The following is a 2,831-nucleotide window of genomic DNA, read 5'->3' on the forward strand; positions in this document are numbered from 1 at the left end:
ACGCTTTATCACAAGGCTGTGCGGCTAGAGATGCCGAGCCGCTGCGCCCAGAGGCCGCCGAGCCGTTAACCAGCGACGCTGGTGCTAATGCCTCTTTCCAGGGAATGGTGACGGCACCATCTGAGCCTGCGGATTAGCTGAGGGGTTTTGCATGGCAAGCTCTATTAACTCGATCGCCGCTTTTAGCTGCCGTAGGCCTTCGAGCGAAGTGCGGACATGGGCGACAGTGACGCGCCCTGCTGAAACTTTTCCAGGGCATTCCGCAGTGAATCGCACAGCTTCTAGTGTCAGGCTGGCGACGCCGTTATTAATGCCAGAGCTGGGTACGATATCGAAGTATATGAATGGCGCGAGCGCGCTGGCTTCTGGCACAGGCGCTATTACTTCGGGCTTATCCGACAATGAGGTCTCCTTGGCTATTTCTACAGCCGGTGAATTAACAAGGCGTTCGCCTCCAAGGTTGCCTGTTGAAGAGAACAAATCTGTTACGCATCAGCGGTACTCCCCAATTGGGCCTCGCGGCAGTTCGCGCTCCTTAGCGAAAGGCACTGGCAGGCTGTCGCACTAGCTCCGGGGCCTACCTAATTACCGGCTGTATTCTTCGGCTGCGATTGCGAAGTTGCCCTTCGCAACATCCTGAGTGCTCTCGCGGAATACCTCATTAATTGGGTCAAGTAGCTTTCTCTGTTCTTCGGGGATTCTTTTCGCCATCGCCTCGAACTAAACATTCAACTCTTGGGCGAGTTGATCCTTAGTAATAGCATTAGTGCCCAAGGCGAATGCGACTACAGCTACGACCCATGACGCTCGTTCGACCCATCTCCATACTCTGCGATTCACATGACGGCCTCTCAGGAGACGAGACCAGGGTAGATCAATGGGTGCGCCTTACTAAATGGCAGGGCTGCCCGTTCGCGCCGCACCACGCAGTCCATTGCCGGCCCTGAACGTCGGCTAAAGCAGCCCGACTCGATCCATCAGTTCCGTCGATTGTTCCTTACGTTTGCCTGTATTGGCGGCACCGCCGCTGTTTGCAATGCTAATTTGGCTTAAAGCTAGTGGGGCACCAGTCCCCAGGCCACCATGACAAGCTCGCGGCCGCTCCGGCGGACCGGTAGTATGACAGTAGTCGGTGGCACGTTGTAGTTTGCCTTGAGGTGTTTCGGCGCCTCGCGCGCCAGCGTCAGGCAGGTATGGGGCTGGCGGAACCCTGAGTGCAGTCACTTTGCATGCACTGCGACGCGCTCGCGTGCCGCACAGTGCTTGCACGTGCATACACGAGGCGATGGTGGCGCGCACCCCGCCACCTGTAACATAGGCGACCGAGCAAGATTGAGACGCACAGACAACGCTTTTGAGACATACAGACAAGGGCGCGCGGGTGGGAATAGCGCGAACGTTTTAGTCGCTTCAGATGTCGATCAGTAGGAAGAGGCCCGGTCGCCTATGGCGGACTGTCCGGAGCCGATCTCGGCTCCCAGCAACTGAACCAAGACAGTTTCACATCGAGTGAACCAGATGCAAAGGAGGTAGTTAAACTGAGCGCGACCTACCGTGGGCAAAAGATGAGAGGATGCCGTGGCTGTCATTACATGCACGGTTGCAACTTGCCGCAGCGCGACCTTCGTCTAGCCCTTGAACCATGATCGAATTCGGCCTCCACATGTCAAAGACTCCTGTGCACGGTCCCGCAACTGTGGTGGCGCCGGGCAGTCGAAGTGGAGATGCATGATTCTCTATGCTCGTCTGGCTCCGGGACCGGGCTGGCGGCCTCTGCGCGCCATTCTCTACTACGCGCATCGCGTCGGAGTAGCGACCGCCTTGGGCCGCGTCCTTGCGGATGGGATAGCGTCAGCCCTAAGCGCCAGACATCCCGCTTCCAGTGAGGTGAAGGACGATCCCATCCTCGAGCAATTGCGGCGCGACGGTTGCGCTGTCCTCCCTCCCTTGCTCATGGACGAGCATATCGAGGAGATGCTGGCCTTTCTCGCCGAGCGCGACCCGGTCGGCGAAGCGGCCTTGGCCGATTACAGACTGACGGATGTGGTGAACTGCCCGCAAGTCATGGAACTGGCCAACCACCCTCGTCTGCTCGCGCTCGCCGGCTCCTATCTCGGTTGCGCCCCGACGATCTCCACCATCGGCATCCGTTGGTCCCGTCCCTCTGGCCAAACCGCGACTGTCCAGAGTTTCCATCGCGACCCCGACGATTGGAAGATGGTGAAGTTCTTCGCCTATCTAACGGATGTCGCGGAGGGAACGGGCCCGCACGTCTTCATCGCCGGGTCGCATCGCGAGAGGCCACCACTCTTTGCCCGACGCTATTCAGATCAGGACATCGCTGACAAATATGGTGAAGAGGCCTTCATCACCATTGAAGGACGACGCGGCACCATGTTCATGGCCGACACTTCCGGCGTCCACAAGGGGGCGGCGGCGCGCAAGGGCCCGCGCCTCATGCTGGAGGTCGGCTACACGCTGTTGCCGATTTATGCCTTCGACTACCATCCGGTGACGTTGACGCGGCAGGTTCTCGACCTTGATCCCTATGTCAACCGCCTGATCGTACGGCCCTGCGACGCGGCGCACGAACACCGGAGCAGCCGTCTCTCGCCCAGCGACAACCATCGCCGCGTGATCAACGGATCATCCGGCGAGGAATCAGGCGGCCAAATGGGTGAGTGAAGGGCTGGCCTGGGCGCTCGTGCGCCTTAGCGGCGACTATGTCGGGCAGCAGGGAAAGGCTAAGGCTAAGGCTAAGGCTAAGGCTAAGGCTAAGGCTAAGGCTAAGGCTAAGGCTAAGGCTAAGGCTAAGGCTAAGGCTAAGGCTA

At 59.0% G+C, this 2,831-nt stretch carries 1 protein-coding gene; it reads left to right on the forward strand.

From position 1 onward, the window contains the following. Positions 1-1,887: 1,887 nt before the first annotated feature. Positions 1,888-2,685: a phytanoyl-CoA dioxygenase family protein gene (locus RSO01_RS36730; protein WP_170303635.1), complete on the forward strand. Its 798-nt coding sequence runs from the start codon at positions 1,888-1,890 to the stop codon at positions 2,683-2,685. Positions 2,686-2,831: the final 146 nt, after the last annotated feature.

This window comes from Reyranella soli (assembly GCF_007992495.1).
GTDB classification, from domain to species: domain Bacteria; phylum Pseudomonadota; class Alphaproteobacteria; order Reyranellales; family Reyranellaceae; genus Reyranella; species Reyranella soli.